Source organism: Actinocorallia libanotica (genome assembly GCF_039525175.1).
Lineage (GTDB): Bacteria > Actinomycetota > Actinomycetes > Streptosporangiales > Streptosporangiaceae > Actinocorallia > Actinocorallia libanotica.
Map to the genome: position 1 here is coordinate 92,528 of NZ_BAAAHH010000004.1, position 18,870 is coordinate 111,397.

The following is an 18,870-nucleotide window of genomic DNA, read 5'->3' on the forward strand; positions in this document are numbered from 1 at the left end:
AGATGAATCTCTGTTTTATGGTGCCTTCATTACTTGTGGGAGACATCACCCGGGGATCGCTCACGCTGAGGAAAAGAGGTGATTTGTGGAGATGGGGGTAGCGTAGGCTCCATCTGGTCGTCCTGGCCGGTGTTTTTTCTGAGGCGAGGAGCACATTGATGGTGAAGCGGGATACCGCTGTCGACCTGGTGGCACTGCTATCGGTCGAGGGACGGGATCTGGCAGCCGAATGGGCACGGCAGGCGTCCGGCCCTCTGGCTGGCCGGATGGGTCTGCCGGCGCTGGAGAAGGAACTGCGGGAGCTCTACGGCGCGCTGGTGGAGGCGTTGCGGCAGGGAGCCGCCGACGTGCACGCCGAGCAGATGTCGGAGGTGCGGGCGCTGCTGACCGAACTGTCGCGGAGCCGCGCCCGCCAGGGTTTCACGCCGAGTGAGACGGCGGTCAGCATCTTCTCGCTCAAGCGGGTGCTCGAGCCCGTCCTGCGGGACGGGACCGCCGAGGAGGTCAAGGCCTACGTCCGGCTCGGCCTCCTGCTCGACGAGCTGGGCCTGTTCACGATCGAGTCCTACACGGAGACGCGCGAGGAGCTCATCGTCGTGCAGGCGGAGCAGCTGATGGAGCTGTCGACGCCGGTGGTGAAGCTGTGGGAAGGGGTGATCGCCGTCCCCCTCGTCGGCACGCTGGACTCGGCGCGCACCCAGGTCGTCATGGAGAAGCTCCTGCAGGCGCTGGTGGACACCGGCTCCGAGCAGGCGATCATCGACATCACGGGTGTCCCGGCGATCGACACCCAGGTCGCCCAGCACCTGCTGAAGACGATCGTCGCCGTCCGCCTGATGGGCGCGGAGTGCACCATCTCCGGCATCCGGCCGCAGATCGCGCAGACCATCGTCGCCCTGGGCATCGAGTTCGGCGACATCAAGACGAAGGCGACCCTGGCGGACGCGCTGCAGCTGGCCCTGAAGAGGTCCGGCGTGGACATGGTGGCGAACCCGGGCGGCCGCCGGTGACCGAACGCGTACCCATCCTGCGGATCGGCGATGTCCTGGTGGTCTCCATCCAGTTCGACCTGGAGGACCAGACCGTCCTGAACCTCCAGGAGGACCTGGCGGAGCAGATCGTGGCACGTTCCGCCCGCGGTGTGATCATCGACATCACCGCCCTGGAGATCGTCGACTCCTTCGTCGGCCGGATGCTGGCCACCATCGCCGACGTCTCCCGCATGCTCGACGCGCGGACCGTCGTGGTGGGCATGCGCCCCGCGGTGGCCATCACCCTCGTCGAGCTGGGTCTCTCCCTGGGAGGGGTGGACACGGCGCTGGACCTGGAGAAGGGACTGGCCCGGCTGCGCCGGTCCGCCCAGGCCGCGGACCTGGCATGAGCGCGCCCTGGTCCGCGGGCGAGGAGCCGCGCCTGCTCCCCGTCGCGCACAGCAGCGACGTGGTGCAGGTCAGGCAGTTGATCCGCACCCTGGCCCAGGAGTGCCGGCTGTCCCTGGTGGACCAGACGAAGTTCATCACCGCCGCGAGCGAGCTCGCCCGCAACACCCTCGTCTACGGCGGGGGCGGCACCGTCCGGGCCGGAAAGGCGGAGAAGGGCGGCCGCCGGGGCGTGGCCGCGGTCTTCGCGGACGAGGGTCCGGGCATCCCGGACCTGGAGCTGGCCATGACGGACGGCTGGACGTCCGGCGGAGGCCTGGGCCTGGGCCTCAGCGGCACCCGGCGGCTGGTCGACGAGTTCGACCTCGTCACCGAGGTCGGCGTGGGAACCACCATCACGATCGTCAAGTGGGCGAGGTGAGCGCCGTCACGGTCCTGGAATGCGAGGACGTGGCCTGGTTCCGGGACGGGCCGTCGCTGGCGGCCGCCGCCCGGGGCGCGGCGTCGGCGCTGGCCCGCCGGATAGGCCTGGACGCGCACCGCGCCGCCGAGGTGGCGCTCGCCGTCACCGAGGCCGCCACCAACGTCCAGCGGCACGCCGACGACGGCGCCCTGCTGCTGCGCGTGCTGCGCGACGGGGACCGGGCGGCCGTGGAGTTCCTCACCGTCGACTCGGGACCGGGCATGGTCGACGTCGCGGCCGCGCTGGCCGACGGCACGTCCAGCGCCGGCACGCTGGGCATCGGGATGGGAGCCGTGGTCCGGCTCGCCGACGCCTTCGACGTGCACTCCGTGCCCGGCCGGGGAACGGTCATGGCCGCGCGGTTCTGGAACCGGGGCGCCGGCGAGGGCGCGGCGGACGGCCGTGAGTCCGCGGTTTCCGGTGTCACCCGGCCCATCAGCGGCGAGACGAGCTGCGGGGACGCCTGGACGGCCCGCGCCCTGGACACGTCGGCGCTGCTGGTGATGATGTGCGACGGGCTCGGGCACGGGCCGCTGGCGGCGCGTGCCTCCGCCGCCGCGGTGCAGGCCTTCCACGCGACGCCCTCCCGCGACCCGGAAGGGGTCATGACGGCCGTGCACCGCGCGCTGAGCGGGACGCGAGGGGGGGCCGTGGCGGTGGCCCGCATCGACGTGGCCGCCGCGCGGGTGGCGTACTGCGGGGTCGGCAACATCAGCGGCTTCCTCATAGGCCATGACACGCGCAAGGCCCTGCTGTCGGTCCCGGGCATCGTGGGCTCCCAGATGCGCAGGCTCCGCGTCTTCGAGGAGCCGCTGCCTCCGGGAGGCGCTCTGGCCATGCACTCCGACGGCCTGACCGAACGCTGGCAGCCGGCCGCGCTTCCGGGACTGCTGAACCACACGTCCGCGGTCGTGGCAGGGCAGCTGCTGCGGGAGGCGGGCGTGCGTCGTGACGACGCCGGCGTCGTCGTGGTGAAGAACGCATGGTGAACGGCTCGGCGCCCGACCGCGTGGTCTTCGTCCTGTCGTCCTCCCAGGACGTCTTCGCCCTGCGCCGCAGCGCGCAGAGGGCGGCCGCGGAGCTGGGCATGGAGCAGCAGGACCAGGTGCGCCTGGCGACCGCGCTGAGCGAGCTCGGCCGTGAGCTGCTCGGCGCCGCGGGCCTGTCGGTGACCTTCCGCCTGGAGGGTTCGCCCTCGCCGGCCGTCGTCGTCTCCCTGGAATGGCGGGCCGGGAATCCGCCCGCCGCCGAGTCGCTGAAACTGTCCGCCCGGCTGGTCCGGGAGGTGCGCTACGAGCCCGGCGGGGAACGCGACAGGATCCTCGTGCGCCATCCACTGCCCCGTGCCGTCGCCCCTTCCGACGAGGACAACGACCGGTTCACCCGGGCCCTGCGGGAGAACCTCTCGACCGCGGAACTGGACGACCTGCGTGCGCAGACCCACGACCTGGTCGCGGCGCTGGAGGAGACGCGGGCCCAGCGCGGGGAGCTGCTCCGGCTGAACGAGGAGCTGGAGGAGACGAACAAGGGGGTCCTGGCCCTGTACTCGGAACTCACCCAGGAGCTGGAGACGACCAACAGCGGAGTGCTGGCACTGCACACCGAACTGGAGGAGAAGTCGCGTCAGCTGCGCGAGGTCGGCGAGGCGAAGACGCGGTTCTGGGTGAACATCAGCCACGAGCTGCGCACCCCGGTCAACGCGGTGGTCGCCCTCTCCCGCCTGCTGCTCGCGTCGGACCCCGGCCGGCTGTCCGAGGAGCAGAAGCAGCAGGCGAAACTGATCGAGGAATCCGGGAACATGATGCTGGCGCTCGTCGGCAACCTGCTGGACGTCGCCAAAGCCGAATCCGGCCAGCTCGACATCAACCACGGGCCGACGGATCTGCGGCTGCTGGTGGGGCAGCTCAGCGGCGCCCTGCGCGGCGCCCATCCCGGCGACGCCGTCGCGCTGGTCACCCCGGAGGCCGCGAGCCTGCCCGTCATCACCACGGATGAGACGCTGCTGACGCGCATCCTGCGCAACCTGCTCTCCAACGCGCTGAAGTTCACCGCGGAGGGTGAGGTGCGCCTGTCCGTCGACGTCGACCGGACGGGGCCGGAGCCCGTCGTGCTGTTCACGGTCACCGACACCGGTATCGGCATCCCGCAGGAGGAGGTCAGCCGGGTCTTCGAGGAGTTCTACCAGGTGCGGGGCGAGCACCAGAGCGGCAAGCCGGGCACCGGGCTGGGCCTGCCCTACGCGCGCAAGCTCGCCGAGCTGCTGGGCGGCACTCTCACCATCACCAGCACCCACGGCGTGGGCACCCGGGCGGAGGCGCGCATACCGGACCGCGCCGACGCCCGGCAGGAACCCGCACCGGAAAGGCCTTCTCCGTGATGGACGGCATCCAGGACACGGCTCCGGCCACGATCTTGGTGATCGACGACAACGACACCAACCGCTACGTGCTGGCCAGCTGGCTGCGGCGTTCGGGGCACACGGTGGTGGAGGCCGGCGACGCCGGCGAGGGGTTCGCCCGGCTCGCCGCCGGGGTGCCCGACATCGCGATCATCGATGTCCGGCTGCCCGACATGAGCGGCTTCGAGGTCAGCGAGCGCATCAAGCAGGACCCCAGGACCGCGTCCATGCCCATCATCCAGATCTCCGCCGCCGCGATCAGCCCGGAGGACCACGCCGAGGGCCTGCACCGGGGCGCCGACGCCTACCTCGACCAGCCCGTCGATCCCGGCGAGCTGCTGGCCACCGTCACCGCCACCCTGCGCTACACCCGGGCCCGCCAGCACGCCGAACGGCTGACCACGCGGCTCATGGCGCTCAACCAGGCGACCCTGGCGGTCTACAACGCCGTCGGCTTCCACTCCTTCGCCGCCGCCGCGACCGGCGGGGCCGCCACCCTCCTCGGCTGCGCGGCGAGCGCCGTCTTCCTCTCCCCGCAGGGCCAGGCCGTCCACAGCACGGTCACCGCCCCCGGGACCCGCGCGGACGCCAGCCCCGTTCCGGCGGACGTCCTGGACCGGCTGGCGGCCCACGGCCTGGGCGACGGGACCGGAGCGGTGATCGTCTCCGTGCCGCAGGCGCGCTGGAGGGACCTCCTGCCCGCCGACCTCCTCCCCGGCGACCCGGTCCTGGCGGTGGCCCGCACCAAGCAGGGACGGCCCCCGGTCTGCCTGGCGGTGCCCGCGGAGGCCGTCACCGGTCCCGACGACGAACGCCTCCTCCAGCAGCTCGTGCACGCCTGCGCCCTGGCCCTGGAGGCGCTGCGCACCTACAACGAGGAGCACGCCCTCGCCCTGGCCCTGCAGCGTTCGCTCCTGCCCGCCCGCCTGCCGGCCGTCGAGAACGTCGAGCTCGCCTTCCGCTACCTTCCCGCCGCGCAGAACGCGGAGGTCGGCGGCGACTTCTACGAGGCGCTGCAGACCGACAACGGCCTGCTGCTGGCCATCGGCGACGTGGCGGGCCACTCCCTGGCCGCGGCCACGATCATGGGCGAGGTGCGGCACGCCCTGCGCGCCTACGCCTGCGAGGGCCACCGCCCCGACCAGATCCTCGACCGCCTCGAGACGCTGCTGGCCGTCTCCCATCCGACGATCACCGTCACCCTCTGCATCGTGCTCATCGAGCCCGGCGCCCGCCGCGTCCACATCGCCAACGCCGGCCACATCCCCCCGCTGCTGGTCGACCCGGACGACGGGGCGCGCTTCCACACGCCGCACGGCCCGCTGCTCGGGCTGCAGCTCCCGCACCCGCCGCCCACCGCCGTCGACACGCGGCCCGGCACCCGCCTGGTGATGATCACCGATGGGCTCGTCGAGGAGCGCGATCTCGACATCGAGGTCTCCCTCCAGGGCTTCCGCGACCTGGTCCTCACCTCGACGGCCGACCCCGAAGGCCTGTGCGACCGGCTGCTGGCGCTCTACGGCGAGGACAAAGAGGACGACATCGCCATCATCACCGTCGCCCTCTCCTGAGACCGGCCGGTGGACGCCGCCCGCCTCAGGGCCGGTCGAGGACCGCGCGCAGGAACGAGCGGGTGCGCTCGTGTCCGGGCTCGCCGAACAGCGACTCCGGCGGGCCCTCCTCGACGACCCGGCCCGCGTCGAACATCATCACGCGGTCGGACACCTCGCGGGCGAAGCCCATCTCGTGGGTGACGCACAGGAAGGTGATGTCCGTGGTGGACGCGATCTCCCGGAGCAGGCCCAGGACGCCGGCCACCAGTTCGGGGTCGAGCGCCGAGGTGACCTCGTCGAGCAGCAGCACGTCGGGCCGCATCGCCAGGGCGCGGGCGATCGCGACGCGCTGCTGCTGCCCGCCGGAGAGCCGGGACGGGTGCTCGCGGGCCTTCTCGGCGAGGCCCACCATGCCCAGCAGCTCCATCGCGTGCGCCTCGGCCGCCTCCTTGTCCCGACCCAGGACGTGCACCGGCGCCTCGGTGATGTTGCGCAGGACGTCCATGTTGGGGAACAGGTTGAACTGCTGGAAGACCATGCCGATCCGCCTGCGGATCCTCCGCAGGTGCTTCTCGTCGGCCGGGACCGTCCTCCCGCCGCGCGGCATGTGCGACAGCGGCTCGCCGCCGACCTCGATCAGGCCCGACGTGACCCGCTCCAGGGTCATCAGCAGCCGCAGGATCGTCGTCTTGCCCGATCCGCTCGGCCCGATCAGGGTGACGAACTCACCGGGCGCGACCGTGAAGGTGAGGTCCTCGCACACCTGGTTGTCGCCGAAGCGCTTGGTGACGTTCTCGAAGCGCACCATCGGCGCCGCCTCGGTCTCAGGAGTGTGCGACACGGCGTTCCAATCTCCGCACCAGGACGGACGCGGGGTAGCTCAGCACGAGGAACACCAGGCCCGCCATGGTGTACGCCTCGATCACGCGGTAGTTGTCGGCGCCGAACTCCTTGGCCCGGTTGAGCACGTCCAGCACGCCGATCGCCAGCAGCAGCGGCACCTCCTTGAACATGGAGATCGTGTAGTTGCCGAGAGCGGGGATCACCCGAGGCACCGCCTGCGGCAGGACCACTCCGAGCCACACCCGCGACCGGGGCAGCGAGAGCGCGGCCGCGGCCTCCCACTGCCCGCGCGGCACCGCGTCGATGCCCGCCCGGTAGACCTCGGCGGTGTAGCAGGCGTAGTGGACGCCCAGCGCGAGCACACCGGTGGTCTCGGCGCCCAGCTTGACGCCGGTCAGCTGCGGCATCAGCCAGAACAGCACGAAGATCTGCACCAGGAGCGGGGTGCTGCGGACCGCCTCGACGAATGCGCGCAGGACCAGGTGCAGCACCGGGACGCGGGCCCGGAGCAGGACGGCGAACAGCAGGCCCAGCGTGTACGCCAGCAGCGACCCGAGAAGGGTGATCTTGACGGTGACCAGCAGGCCGCGAGCGATGTAGGGGAGGCTGCCGAAGAACAGGTCCCACTTCCACGGTTCCATCTACACGCCCTTTCCGGCGGCCAAGGCGCCGTTGCGGCCGGCAGCCTTCCTGCCGAGCCTGCGCGCGGCGACCCGCTCCAGCCGGCCCATCACGAAGGTGATCAGCAGGGCGAGCACCAGGTAGAGCACGGCGAGGATCGCGTAGATGGTGCCCAGCTCGTTGCCGAAGCGCGGCCGCAGGAGCTCCCCCTGGTGGAAGATCTCCGGCACCTGGATGAGGAACAGCAGCGAGGTGTTCTTCAGCAGCTGGATGAAGAGGTTGGTGAACGGCGGCAGCATCTCCGCGACCGCCTGCGGCAGGATCACCCGCCGCATCCGCCGCACGGGGCCGAAGCCCAGCGCGACGGCGCCCTCGACCTGGGCCCGGGGCACCGACTGGACCGCGCCGCGGACGATCTCGGCGCCGTAGGCGCCGTGGTTGAGGCCCAGCACGAGGATGCCCGCGAACAGCGGGACCAGCTGGAGGCCGACGAGCACCGGGAGCGCGAAGTAGATCCAGAACAGCTGGACCACCTCGGACGTGCCGCGGAAGCCCTCGACGTAGACGCGGCTGACCAGGCGCACGCCCCGGGAGCGCGACAGCAGCGCCAGCCCTGCCGCGAACGACAGGACCGCGGCGAGCGCGATCCCGCCGGCCGCGGCTCCGGCCGTGTACGGCAGGCCCTTGAGGACGGTCCGCAGCAGGAAATCGAAGTTCTCCGACACGGGGGTTCCGCTGATCAGCCCTGGCAGAGCGACTCGGTGGTGATCTCGGGACCGGGGATGTTCTGCTCGGCGAAGCCGAACGGTTCCACGAGCTCGACCCACTCGCCGTTCTCGTGCAGCTTCTTCAGCTCGGCGTTGAAGGCCTCGCGGAGCGCGTCGTCGCCCTTGCGGAAGACGAAGGCGCCCGCGGAGACCACCGGCTCGCCGCCGCTCACCGGGGTGAAGCCCGGGGTCACCTCGACCTTGGCATCGGGGTTCTTGGAGACCAGGTCGTTGAGCGAGATGTCGGTCAGTGCGGCGGCGTCGACCCGCCCGTCGTTGACCGCGCGCAGCAGGTTGTCCTGGGTGTCGAAGGTCTTGATCTGGTCCTCGGGCACGCCCGCGTCCGTCGCGTAGCCCTTCTCGACCGCGCCGCTGAGCACCGCGATCGAGGCCTTCGAGGACTTGACCTCCTCGAAGGTCCCCACGCCCTTCGGGTTGCCCTCGGGCACCAGGAAGGCGCTCTTGGTGGTGTAGTCCGGCACGGAGAACGCGGCGTTCGCGCAGCGCTCGGGGGTGATGAACATGCCCGCGGCGATCACGTCGAACTGGCCCGCGCCCAGCCCCTGGATCAGGCCGTCGAAGCCGGACAGCACGCCCTCGATCTTCGGCACGCCCAGCTTCTCGAACACCGCGCGGGCGACCGCGGGTGCCTCGCCGGTGAGCTCGCCGTTCGCGTCGGTGAAGCCGTAGGGCGCCTCGTTGGCGAACCCGACCTTGATGGTCCCGGCCTCCTTCGCCTTCGCGAGGGTGTCGCCCGAGGAGGTGTCGGCGCTGCTGCACGCGGACAGCGCGAGGGACCCCGCCAGGACCAGGGCACCGGTTGCGGCGGCCCTGCGGAGGAGGCCCCGCCGTGTCCAGTCCTGACTCATCATTGGTATTTGCCCCTTTAAGCGCATATGCAGCAGTTCTGTTTCCGCATCGAACGTAGGGGGCGGTCCTGGCCCGGTCAACCCGGCGGAGAGCGCCGGACCGGCGGCGACGGGAATCGCACCACCGCCCTCCGAGGGGGCCGACGCGCGCTCTCAGCTGGGGTTCGGCGGTCGATAGCGGTCCCGTGCGGGCGGTTGATTCCCTTACTTCACCGATATGCGAACGCGTGCATGCCGCACGAGATGACCGGCTTATTTCCGTGGAGGCGGGATCGGGTTTTCCGAGGGGGAAGAGAAAGGAATGGGCGAGAGGAGGGGGAGGGGTCTGGGAAGATCACGGAAAGGCCGCCGGGCGGCGCGCCCCGGTCCCGTTCCGGCGTTCGTCCCCGACACGCCGCAGGTAGAGGCGGTTCACACCCGTCGGACGGCTGGAAGCCCAGGTCGAGGACACGCTGCGTCCGCGCCCGCCAAGGCGCCGTGACTTGCTTCGGCGGAGACGCGCCACGCGTGACTCCGGATTTTCCGGTACGAGAAATCCTTCCTGCCGCAAGCCGTCTACGCGCGCTGGGGGAGATTCGTCAGACGGGGGGAGAAGGGAGAACGCGGACCCGTGCGAGCCGGATAATCAGAGTTTTTCTCGATGCTTTTCATCGCAGGCCGTCGCGCATAAATTACGTTGCTATAACAAAGAAGTATCGCTTCTGTGGTAGCGGGTTCGCCATCCTCATCCGGGAGCGACTCGCCGCCTTATGCCCGGGTGAATGGCGCCTCTCCGTGGCGGGCGCCCCGGCCTCGGTCCGGGCGGGAGCCGAGGCCGGGGCGCCGGCCGGCCGTCTCTTCGGTCGCGGCCATCCCCTCCCCTGCCAGAACGGCAGGGGAGGGGATGGGGTCACGCCGGGTAGTGGCTCGCCCCGGGGATTCCCGCATGCCGCTACGCAGCGTGCCTGCTGTGCGGTGCTGCCGCAGCCGCCTTCTCCCTGTACCTTACTGTGTAAAGGCGCTGGGCTGGACAGGCGCCGAACCACTAACCCCGAACACAGAGGAACTTCGTCGACCCTCAAAGGCCACCCGGCTCGGGCAGCTCTACATCCGGGTCCGTGCGTACGCCTGCAGTGCGTCGCGGACGAACATCGCACCTGCGGCGTCGTCGTACATGTCTCCCAGGCCTTTCACCATCTCGATCGAGCACTCCCGGTCGCCGTCGGCCGTGGGGGTGCCCGGGATCCGGCTCAACCACCGGACGTGCCGGGCGGCCAGCGACCGAGCGTGTTCCGAGGTCGGGGAGATCCCGGCCTTCGCCGCGGCGACCCACGCGGCGACGAGGTCTTCGGTGTCCTGCTTCCAGGCCCGCTGCTGGTCAAGGGTCTTGCCGTGCCACCAGTCGTTGCCCGCCTGGAACGCGCGCTCGCCCCAGCGCGAGATCACCTCGTCCTTGTAGTGGTCGTTGAATCCCGCCAACATGACGTCCATGCGCGGTTCCGCACCCGCCTGCAGGGCTTCGAGCGTGTGGCGCACGGAGCGGATCTGCCGTTCGACGCGGTCACGCTCTTCTTCCAGCGCGGTGATGTGGGCGCGGAGCCCGTCGCATGTGTCCACCTCGTCGGCCAGGACCTCGGCGATGGCCGGCAGGCCCATGCCGAGCCGGCGCATGAGCAGGATCCGCTGCAGCCGGGCGACCGCCCCCGAATCGTAGTAGCGGTATCCGTTCGCGCCGACCCGGGACGGGGCCAGGAGCCCGACGCGGTCGTAGTGGCGCAGGGTGCGGCTGGTGATGCCGGCCCTCACCGCGAGTTCCTGGATCGTCCACTCCATCGTCTCATTGTCACCCGCGCCGGAGCGTGGCGGTGATGATCTCCGAGCTGTCGGCGTGCAGGACCTGCTCGGCCGTCTGCCCGGTCGCCGCCAGGTAGGCGTCCACCAGCCGGTTGCCCGCGGCGTACCCGGCGCCCATCGGCAGTCCCACCGGGGTGAGGCCGAAGCGTTCGGCGCTGGGGTCGCCGTGCACCCAGGCGGTGAAGTTCTGCATGCCCGTCACGTCGAGTCCGGTGAGCACCTTGTCGAAGACCTCGTCGTCGTGCAGGTGCGGCACGCCGATGCGGGTGTGGCCTAGTTCGTCGCCGTAGAGCCGACGGGCGAAGGCGTCGGCCAGGCCCTCGGAGACGATGTGTTCGCCGACGGTGACGGTCATCGGGTCCCACACGACCCCGCCCGGGCTGAACCGCAGGTTGTGGTGGAGTTCGTGCACGGCGGTGACCTCCAACCGCTCCACGTTCTCGGGGAAGGGCCAGAACGTGATCACGATCTGGCCCGAGATGCCGCCGAACCCGGTCACTCCCTGGCAGGGCCCCATGAAGTGCTCGTCACCGGGATCGCCGAGCACGAACAGCACGGTGATGTCCGGGGCCTCCAGTCCCGGCGTCGCCTCCAGCAGCACGTCCAGAGCGCCGTCGAAGGCGCGCTGCATCCGCTCCCAGGCCCCGGCCGCCGCCAGGGTCTCGAGCGCGTCGAGGCAGCGCTCCTCGTCGCGGTCGACGGGGAACCCGGATGTTTCCAGGTGCACGGCCACCAGGTCGACCTCGCCGGGGTGGTGGCGGTACATGCCGCTGATGGGCTCCAGCATCGAGCGCAGCAGGCCGGCGCGGTCGGCGACCGGGGCCAGCAGGATCCGCTTCATGGCGGAGTAGGTGTCAAGGACGGTGATCGACATGGCCTCGATGCTAGAAGTTGACGCAGCGTCAAGGTCAAACCGCTCGTCGTGCGCTTTGAGGGTTACAGTCCGCCTCTTCCAGAAGAGAAAATTTGCTGGAAAGATCACTGTTCAACATGCGCTGAGCGCCATCGTGCCGTCCAGGACGGCGGAGTGGAGGCAGGGTGCGGGCCGGGGCGGAACTCGCCGGACGTTATGTGCTGGTCAGGAGCCTCGGCCGGGGATCGTTCGGCGAGGTCTGGGAGGCCGGTGATCTCCTGCACGACCGCCGGGCGGCGATCAAGTTCCTGTACCCGGAGATCGCCGCCACGGATCCGCTGTGGCTCGAGAAGTTCAAGCAGGAGGCGCGGATCGGGGTCCGGGTGAGGCATTCGGGCATCACCGCGGTCGACAACATCGGCGAGTACGAGGGCCAGTGGTATCTGGCCATGGAGTTCCTCGACGGGCACGATCTCGCGCGTGAGACGGCCGCCCGTCCCGGCGGTCTGGCCGTGCCCCGCGTCACGGCGCTGGGCGCCCTGATCGCCGACGCGCTGGCGGCGGCGCACAAGGACGGCGTCGTCCACCGGGATCTCAAACCGGGGAACATCATGCTGCTCGACGGTGACCGGATCAAGATCTGCGACTTCGGCATCGCGCACATCGCCGACCTGACGGCCACGCACTCCCTCAGCGGGCGGCGTGTGGGAACACCCGCCTACATGGCGCCGGAGCAGTGGCTGGGCGACCCGGTGGACCACCGCACCGATCTCTACGCGCTGGGCGGGATCCTGTACACGATGCTCACCGGCCGCACCGTGTTCCCCGGCCCGTCGGTGTCCGCGCTGATGGGGCAGCACCTGAACCAGGAGCCCGTCGCACCGAGCGAAATCCGGGCCGGGATCCCCGCCGAACTCGACCGCATCGTGCTGGAGCTGCTGGCCAAGACGCCCTCTGACCGCCCCGACTCCGCCGAACGGGTGCGTGCCGCGTTGGAAGCGCCACCTGTCGCCTCAGGGGGCACCGGTCGGCCGGGGCCGGTGTCGCAGCCGCCGCTCCATCCCGCCCGGACCGGAGCCCCGCCCGCGTTGAACCTCGACCGGCCACCGGACAAGCCCGCCGCGGCGGTGCGGCGGCCCGGGGCCGTTCCGCGGCGCGGCCGCCGCGAGTTCCTCGCCGCGGTCCTGGCGGCGGGCGTCACCGTGCCCGTGGTGGCCCTGTCGTTGAAGGACCGCGGAGCAGGGCCCGTCCTCGGAGACCCCACGCCGTCGGGTTCCACCGCACCGTCCCACCAGGGCCCTGCGACCCGGATCCCCTCCAAGGGCCCCGTCGGCACCACCGAGCCGTCCGGCGGGCCGTCCGCCGTTCCGCCGTCGGCTTCCGGGAAGCCGGAACCGGCCGTCGGTGATACGCCCCCGCCCGGCGGTGAGCAAGAGCCGCGCACCCTCCACGGCCACAGCGACGAGGTCCTCATGGTCGCGTTCAGCCGTGACGGCCGGACCCTCGCCACCGGGGACCGGTCCGGCGAGGTGCGTCTGTGGGACGTCGCTTCAGGCCGTACTGTCCGCTTCCTCAAGGGCCACACCGACGCCGTCTACGCTGCGGCCTTCAGTCCGGACGGCACGATGGTCGCCACCTGCAGTGAGGACGGGACGGTCCGGACGTGGAGGACGGCCACGGGTCGGGCCGTGCGCACCCTCACCGGCCATGCCGGCAGCGTCTATGCCGCGGCCTTCAGCCCGGACGGCAGGACCCTCGCCTCGGGTGGGTGGGATGGCACGGTCCGACTCTGGGATCCCGCCGACGGTGACACCAGACGCGTCCTGCAGATCCGTTCCGGCAACGTCAAGTCCGTGGCGTTCACCGGAGACGGCGCGACGCTCGCGTGCGGCGCCGAAGGCACGGCTTCCCTGTGGAGGCCCGCCACCGGGAAGCGCCTGCGCACCCTCACCGGCCACACGGGCTGGATAGGCTCGGTCGCCTTCGACCGCAGCGGCTCGCGGCTGGCGACGGCCTGCGACGACGGCACGATCCGCCTCTGGAACACCGGGACCGGCAAGACCCTTCAGGTCCTCGCCCTCCACACGGCGGCCGTCCGCGCCGTGTCCTTCAGCCCCGACTCCCACACCTTGGCCTCCGGCAGCGACGACAAGACCGCCCGCCTGTGGGACGCCTCCACCGGCAGGCCCCTGCGCACCCTGACCCGGCACACGGCCTCCGTCAACGGTGTGGCCTTCAACCCCGACAACGATCTCCTCGCCACCACGAGTTGGGACCGGACCACCTGCCTCTGGCCCCTCTGACAAGCCGAGGCGCCCAACGGAGTCGCCGACAGGCCGACTGGTTTCTCTCTGTATTTTACTATGTAAAGGCACCGGGTCGGGCAAAAGCCCAACTGCCAATCAAAACCCCAAAACATAAGGAACTTCGTCGACTTATTACGGCCGCTAAGCCGCCGGGTCGTGAGACCGGCCGACTCGGCGCACCGTATGGACGCAGAAGTGCGCGATTTCGGTCTTCATTTCGTCAATGGTCGCCGGGGATGCCGAGTAGTACGGACAGGGCGGCGCGCATGGTGTCGGAATGGTCGTCGGCCTGGTCCTGGTCGAGGAGCCATTGCTGCTGCATGCCGTCCAGGAGGGCCAGGAGCGCGGTGGCGGCCTGTGCGGGGGACAGGCCGGAGGGCAGGCGGTCGCCCCAGCGTCGGGTGAACGCCTCGGTCATGCGGGCGCGCACGTCGCTGTAGTGGTCGCGGAAGTGGGCGTGGGCGGGGTGGCCGGCGGTGAGGCTTTCGGCCATGAGGACGCTGTAGGCGCGGGCGAGGCCGGGGCGGTCGTGGTCGTGGGCGACGACTTCGGCCAGTTGGTCGGGCCAGTCCTTGTCGGCGTGGTCGGCCAGCAGATGTTCGCGGTTGAGGTCCTGGCGGCGGGCCAGGATCTCGGTCAGAAGTGCCTGCTTGCTGGGGAAGTAGTGCAGCACGCCCTGGCGGGTCAGGCCGACGCGGTCGGCGATCGCGTTCAGGGACGTCCCCCGCCAGCCCTGTTCGGCCAGCATCTCCAGCGCCGCGGCGAGGATCTCCTCCCGCCTGCCACCGTCCGCGCCCATCCGGGTCTCCTTCGTCATCGTGCCGCTCGGCCGCACCAGGGTATCCTGCTACCTACCTACATGTAGGTAGGTAGGTAGAGGGGAGCAGGGCCATGACACAGACAGCGATCGTCACCGGTGCCGCCGGAGGCATTGGCGAGGCCGTCGCGCGGCGGCTGGCGGCCGGCGGCGCGGACTGCGTGCTGGTGGACCGCAATCCGCTCGTGGAGGAGGTGGCGGCGGCGGTCGGCGGCGTCGCGGTGGTGGGCGACCTGACCGATCCGCAGGTGATGGTCCGGGCGGTGGAGGCCGCCGGAGGGCGGCTGGACCTGCTAGTCCTCAACGCGGGGGTCAACAGCGCCGACAAGGACCCCGCCACCCTCGACCTGGACCGCTACCAGGCGGTCGTCGGCGTCAACCAGCACTCCGTCGTCTACGGACTGCGCGCCGCCCTGCCGCTCATGCGCGCCGAGGGTGGTGGTTCCATCGTCGCCGTCGCCTCCCTGGCCGCTCTGCACGGCGTCCCGCAGGACCCCGTCTACACGATGACCAAGCACGCCGTCATCGGCCTGGTCCGTGCGCTGTCCCCTGCCCTGGCCGCAGAGAACATCCGCTTCAGCGCCGTCTGCCCCGGCCTGGTCGACACGCCCCTGACCGCAGGCGCCCGTGAGCGCTTCCAGGCTGCGGGCATCCCCATGCTCGATCCCGACGATGTCGCCGCGGCCGTCGAGACCACCCTGCGCACCGCGGAGGCGGGCACCGAACTCGTCATCCGGCCCGGCCGCCCGCCGGCCCGCTACATCGCGGCTCCCTTGCCCGATGAGCCCCGAACCGAGAGCCGAGGTGTCGGCGGGTCCTCCTCGCTTCCGAAGATCTGACCTGCATCGTGCGCGAAGCGCCGGTGAACTGGGAAAAGGTCGTGTAGCCGGACTTGTTCTCGGGGGAGACCTTCATGTCCACGCCATTGGATCCCATACCGCAGCCCAAACCCCTGCCCGTGCTGGGCAACCTGCCCGATCTCGATGCGGAGAAGGGCGTCTTCGGGTTGGTGGAGCTCGCCGAGCGGTACGGGCCGATCTACCGGCTTGAGCTGCTCGGTGAGGACATGGTGGTCATCGGCTCCCAGGAGTTGGTGGACGAGCTGTGCGATGAGAGCCGCTTCGACAAGAAGTTGCACCGGGCCCTGCGCAACGTGCGCGGCTTCGCCGGCGACGGGCTGTTCACGGCCGAGACCTGGGAGCCGAACTGGGGCAGGGCCCACCGTATTCTGATGCCCGCCTTCGGGCCCGCGGCGCTGCGCGGCATGTTCGATGGCATGTCCGACATCGCCGAGCAGCTGCTGCTCAAGTGGGAACGCCAGGGGCCCGAGCACCGCATCGACGTCGCCGACGACACCACCCGGTTGACCCTCGACACGATCGCGTTGTGCTCCTTCGGCTACCGGTTCAACAGCCTGTACTCCGAGCAGCTGCACCCGTTCGTCGGCGCGATGGTGCGCTCCCTGGTGGAGTCGGGGGAGCGGGGCAGGCGGCTGCCGCTGCAGAACAGGCTGATGCTGCGCACCCGGCACCAGTACGACGAGGACAAGCGGTTGATGTACGAGGTCGCCGACCAGCTCATCGCCGACCGCCGTCGCCGTCCCCTTCCGCCGGGGCGGCACGACATCCTCGACACCATGCTGCAGGCCGCCGATCCCCGCACCGGGGAGCGGCTGACGGACGAGAATGTGCGCTACCAGCTGGTGACGTTCCTGATCGCCGGGCATGAGACGACCAGCGGACTGCTCACCTTCACCCTGTACGAGCTGCTGCGCAACCCCCGGGTGCTGGAGGGGGCCCGCGCCCATGTCGAGGAGGTCCTCGGGGATCGGGCGCCGCGCTTCGAGGACCTCGCCCGCCTGGACCGTCTCGGCCGTATCCTCCAGGAGACGCTGCGGCTGTGGCCCACGGCTCCGGCCTTCGCCGTCCAGCCGTATGAGGACACCGTCATCGGCGGCCGGTATCCGGTGCGCCGCGGGCAGACGCTCCTGGTGCTCACCCCGCTGCTGCACCGCGACCCCGCGGTGTGGGGGCCCGATCCCGAGGCGTTCGATCCCGACCGGTTCGCTTTCGAGCGCGCTGAGGCTCTGCCGCCGAACGCGTGGAAGCCCTTCGGCAACGGGCAGCGCTCGTGCATCGGGCGCGGGTTCGCGTTGCAGGAGGCGACGTTGTTCCTGGCGATGCTGTTGCAGCGCTTCGATCTTGTCCTCGCCGACGCCGATTACGACCTGGAGATCAAGCAGACGCTCACGATCAAGCCCGAGGGCCTGCACGTCTATGCCCGGCGCCGTGAGAACGTCATCGTCAAGGGCCCCGCCGAGCGCGAGGCGGCCCCTCGGGAGGCCGTGGCGCCGGCGGTGGCGGCCAACGGGATACCGGTCACCGTGCTGTACGGGTCGAACGCGGGGACCTCGGAGTCCTTCGCCCAGCGTGTCGCCAACGACGCGCGGCTGCGCGGCTACAGCTCCACCGTGGACACCTTGGACAGCACCGCGGGCCATCTGCCCGCCGAGGGCGTGGTCGTCATCGTCACCTCCTCCTATGAGGGGCAGCCGCCCGACAATGCCCGCGCCTTCCTGGACTGGGTGCGGGCCCTGCCGGAGGGCGCGCTTGAGGGTGTGCGCTACGCGGTGTTCGGTTGCGGGAACACCGATTGGGCGCGCACCTATCAGGCGGTGCCCAAGGCCGTTGACGAGCATTTGGCCCGCGCCGGTGCCCGCCGTCTGCTCGAGCGGGGGGAGGCCAACGCCCGCGGTGACTTCTTCGGTGACTTCGAGGACTGGTACGCCCGCCTGTGGGGGCCGGTCGATGCCGAGTTCGGGCAGAGTACCGCCGCGCCCGCCGTCTCCCCGCTGCTGGAGGTGGAGTTCGTCGGCTCTGTCCGCGATCCGCTCCTGCGGAGCAACCGCCTGCGGTTGGGCACCGTGGTCGCCAACCGGGAGCTGGTGGACACCGGTGTTCCCGGCGCCCGCTCCAAGCGGCATCTGGAGATCGCCCTGCCCGAGGGCGTCACCTACCGGGCGGGGGACTATCTGGCGGTTCTGCCGCTCAACCCTGCCGCTCTGGTGGACCGCGCTTTGGCCCGGTTCGACTTGGCCTACGACACCAATGCCGTCCTGCGCATGGGGGAGGGCGGGCATACGCTGCTGCCCGTCGGTACGCCGGTGGCCGCCGGGGAACTGCTGGCCGGCTACGTCGAGCTGGGCCAGCCCGCCACCCGCAAGCAGATCGAGCAGCTCGCCGACGCGACCGTCGAGCGGCACGACAAGGAGGCGTTGGAGGGCTTGGCCCGCGACACCGACCGGTACGCCGCCGAGGTGCTCGACAAGCGGGTGACGGTGTTGGACCTGCTGGAACGCCACCCGTCCTGCCGTCCGTCGTTCGCCACCTTCCTGCAGCTGCTGGCGCCGCTGGTCCCGCGCCAGTACTCCATCTCCTCCTCGCCCCGCTGGAGCCCCGACCACGCCACCCTCACCGTCGCGGTGGTGCGGGCTCCGGCGCTGTCGGGCGCGGGCCTGTACGAGGGCGCCGCCTCGACCTATCTCGCCCAGGCCCGTCCGGGGACCAAGGTCGCGGTCACCGTCCGCCCGTCCAACATCGCCTTCCATCCGCCCGAATCCCTCACCACCCCCATGGTGATGGTGTGCGCCGGCACCGGTCTGGCCCCCTTCCGCGGCTTCTTGCAGGACCGCGCGTTGCGGGTGCAGGAGGAGGGTGTCGCCCCGGCTCCGGCGCTGCTGTTCTTCGGCTGCGGTGCTCCCGATGTCGACTACCTCTACCGCGAGGAGTTGGCCGCCTGGTTCGATGCCGGAATCGTCGACGTCCGGCCCGCGTTCTCCGCTGTCCCCGTCGACGGCGTCAAGTACGTCCAGGACCGCTTGTGGGCGGACCGCGCCGACGTCGTCGACCTCGTCCGCCAGGGCGCGATCTTCTATGTCTGCGGTGACGGCCGCCGCATGGCGCCCGCCGTCCACGACACCTGCAAACGCATCTACACCGAGGCGACCGGCGCCGATCCGGCCGATGCCGAGGAGTGGATGACGAGAATGCAGCGCGACCACGGCCGCTACCTCACCGACGTCTTCGTCTGACCGGCGCGGGCGGGGAGGCGCCCGGGCGCCTTGTCGGCCACGGTTGACGCGGTTGCCCGGCGTTCCGCCCGTGGATCG

The 18,870-nt window shown here is 70.7% G+C and carries 16 protein-coding genes; 9 read left to right on the forward strand and 7 right to left on the reverse strand.

The features are described 5' to 3' along the window. Positions 1-158: 158 nt before the first annotated feature. Genes ABD140_RS07230 through ABD140_RS07255 form a run of 6 tightly spaced genes read left to right on the forward strand, consistent with a single transcriptional unit; the run spans position 159 to position 5,811 of the window. The gene (locus ABD140_RS07230; RefSeq protein WP_344238078.1) at positions 159-1,010 is read left to right on the forward strand and encodes an STAS domain-containing protein; all 852 of its coding nucleotides are present in this window, start codon (positions 159-161) and stop codon (positions 1,008-1,010) included. After that, positions 1,007-1,381, forward strand: coding sequence for an STAS domain-containing protein (locus ABD140_RS07235; protein WP_344238080.1), 375 nt, complete (start codon positions 1,007-1,009; stop codon positions 1,379-1,381). Before ABD140_RS07230 ends, ABD140_RS07235 begins: the two co-directional genes overlap by 4 nt. Then, the gene (locus ABD140_RS07240) at positions 1,378-1,800 is read left to right on the forward strand and encodes an ATP-binding protein (RefSeq protein ID WP_344238082.1); all 423 of its coding nucleotides are present in this window, start codon (positions 1,378-1,380) and stop codon (positions 1,798-1,800) included. Before ABD140_RS07235 ends, ABD140_RS07240 begins: the two co-directional genes overlap by 4 nt. Further along, a complete protein-coding gene (locus tag ABD140_RS07245) occupies positions 1,788-2,831 on the forward strand; it encodes an ATP-binding SpoIIE family protein phosphatase (RefSeq protein ID WP_344238084.1) in 1,044 nt (347 codons plus the stop codon). The genes ABD140_RS07240 and ABD140_RS07245 overlap by 13 nt, the downstream gene beginning before the upstream one ends. Next, positions 2,825-4,219, forward strand: a complete 1,395-nt coding sequence (locus ABD140_RS07250; protein ID WP_344238086.1) for a sensor histidine kinase — start codon at positions 2,825-2,827, stop codon at positions 4,217-4,219. Before ABD140_RS07245 ends, ABD140_RS07250 begins: the two co-directional genes overlap by 7 nt. Further along, the gene (locus ABD140_RS07255; protein WP_344238089.1) at positions 4,219-5,811 is read left to right on the forward strand and encodes a SpoIIE family protein phosphatase; all 1,593 of its coding nucleotides are present in this window, start codon (positions 4,219-4,221) and stop codon (positions 5,809-5,811) included. The genes ABD140_RS07250 and ABD140_RS07255 overlap by 1 nt, the downstream gene beginning before the upstream one ends. A gap of 25 nt (positions 5,812-5,836) precedes the next feature. Here the strand turns inward: ABD140_RS07255 and ehuA are convergent, their stop codons facing one another. From ehuA to ABD140_RS07285, 6 genes are all read right to left on the reverse strand, one after another. Next, a complete protein-coding gene (gene ehuA, locus ABD140_RS07260; protein WP_344238538.1) occupies positions 5,837-6,601 on the reverse strand; it encodes an ectoine/hydroxyectoine ABC transporter ATP-binding protein EhuA in 765 nt (254 codons plus the stop codon). A 16-nt stretch (positions 6,602-6,617) separates the two neighbouring features. Continuing rightward, complete coding sequence (gene ehuD / locus ABD140_RS07265; protein WP_344238090.1) at positions 6,618-7,277, reverse strand: ectoine/hydroxyectoine ABC transporter permease subunit EhuD; 660 nt, start codon at positions 7,275-7,277, stop codon at positions 6,618-6,620. Continuing rightward, positions 7,278-7,982 carry an ectoine/hydroxyectoine ABC transporter permease subunit EhuC gene (ehuC, locus tag ABD140_RS07270; protein WP_344238092.1) on the reverse strand — a complete coding sequence of 235 codons (705 nt, stop codon included), beginning with the start codon at positions 7,980-7,982 and terminating at the stop codon, positions 7,278-7,280. 14 nt (positions 7,983-7,996) lie between these two features. Next, complete coding sequence (gene ehuB / locus ABD140_RS07275; RefSeq protein ID WP_344238094.1) at positions 7,997-8,896, reverse strand: ectoine/hydroxyectoine ABC transporter substrate-binding protein EhuB; 900 nt, start codon at positions 8,894-8,896, stop codon at positions 7,997-7,999. A gap of 1,080 nt (positions 8,897-9,976) precedes the next feature. Then, positions 9,977-10,705 carry a MerR family transcriptional regulator gene (locus ABD140_RS07280; RefSeq protein ID WP_344238096.1) on the reverse strand — a complete coding sequence of 243 codons (729 nt, stop codon included), beginning with the start codon at positions 10,703-10,705 and terminating at the stop codon, positions 9,977-9,979. 10 nt (positions 10,706-10,715) lie between these two features. Next, positions 10,716-11,600: a DUF2268 domain-containing putative Zn-dependent protease gene (locus ABD140_RS07285; RefSeq protein ID WP_344238098.1), complete on the reverse strand. Its 885-nt coding sequence runs from the start codon at positions 11,598-11,600 to the stop codon at positions 10,716-10,718. 164 nt (positions 11,601-11,764) lie between these two features. Between ABD140_RS07285 and ABD140_RS07290 the strand changes: the two genes are divergently transcribed. Further along, complete coding sequence (locus tag ABD140_RS07290) at positions 11,765-13,882, forward strand: WD40 repeat domain-containing serine/threonine protein kinase (protein WP_344238100.1); 2,118 nt, start codon at positions 11,765-11,767, stop codon at positions 13,880-13,882. 223 nt (positions 13,883-14,105) lie between these two features. Here ABD140_RS07290 and ABD140_RS07295 read toward each other — a convergent pair whose 3' ends face one another. After that, the gene (locus tag ABD140_RS07295) at positions 14,106-14,684 is read right to left on the reverse strand and encodes a TetR/AcrR family transcriptional regulator (protein WP_344238102.1); all 579 of its coding nucleotides are present in this window, start codon (positions 14,682-14,684) and stop codon (positions 14,106-14,108) included. 92 nt (positions 14,685-14,776) lie between these two features. Between ABD140_RS07295 and ABD140_RS07300 the strand changes: the two genes are divergently transcribed. After that, positions 14,777-15,541, forward strand: a complete 765-nt coding sequence (locus tag ABD140_RS07300; RefSeq protein WP_344238104.1) for an SDR family oxidoreductase — start codon at positions 14,777-14,779, stop codon at positions 15,539-15,541. Between the two features lie 74 nt (positions 15,542-15,615). Continuing rightward, positions 15,616-18,792: a bifunctional cytochrome P450/NADPH--P450 reductase gene (locus ABD140_RS07305; RefSeq protein WP_344238106.1), complete on the forward strand. Its 3,177-nt coding sequence runs from the start codon at positions 15,616-15,618 to the stop codon at positions 18,790-18,792. Positions 18,793-18,870 lie beyond the last annotated feature (78 nt).